Annotated in this window: 1 protein-coding gene; it reads right to left on the reverse strand. The window is 36.1% G+C overall.

Annotation, left to right across the window (positions count from 1 at the left end; all coding sequences use genetic code 11):
• Window positions 1–131: 131 nt before the first annotated feature.
• Window positions 132–832: TrbJ/VirB5 family protein (locus tag BN200_RS08385; RefSeq protein WP_019222117.1), on the reverse strand; the 701-nt coding region annotated here is incomplete at its 5' end.

The raw sequence follows: 832 nt of genomic DNA on the forward strand, positions 1-832 counted from the left end.
ATTGTCGTATGTTATGCATTTCATTTGCATTTATGATTTTATCGCAAGCATTTTCATCAAAAGTGTTTCGAAATACATTCAAACTTTTGTTCGTCCTACAGAATTGTGGGAACAAAACAGGATATTACGTTTCAAGTTACTGTTTTATATTCATAGGGAAACGGGTACTTAGATGAAATTATTGTAAAAAATTCTATTGCACTTGTGCGAATAGTTGGCATTTTTGTATTGCTTTTCTGAAGAATTTGCACATTGCGCTTACGTTTTAGCCGATCAATAAGTGCTTGTTCGGTGTTGCGTAAATGCGTGACCATTTGCAGTTTGGTTGCTTCATTTTGGATCACGGCTAGCATCCCCTTCATGCGCAATTGCAATTCGGAAACGCCTTTTAAATCGTCCATATCCTTTATTTCGAGCAAGATGCCTGCAATTTGTTCAAAACGTTTTTCTGTTTCCTTAAAAGCCTGCAAAGCCACGACTTTATCTATGACTGCTGCATATTGACTGCGATAATCAATAGCGTCGCGCGCGTCATTTACGGGAGTGCTGCGAAGATAACTTTCGTTTTTCATAGTTTCTTTAAATAAGTTAGGGGTCTCTTTACTAATATCATCTTGTTTCTTTTGATCGTAGATATGTTGTGGATTTGGAAATAACAAAGTACCATCATCTTCTTTTTTCTCTGGGACTTTTTTTGATCGAGTTTCTCCTGTTATAGATTTATGTATCTTATTTGCCAGAACAGAAATATCTCTTTCTTCGGTATCCTGGCTTCTTGCTAAGTTTAGTGTTGCAAAAACAAAACTCACTGTCGCTATAATAACTAACTTTC

It is taken from the genome of Bartonella senegalensis OS02, assembly GCF_000312545.1.
GTDB classification, from domain to species: Bacteria; Pseudomonadota; Alphaproteobacteria; order Rhizobiales; family Rhizobiaceae; genus Bartonella; species Bartonella senegalensis.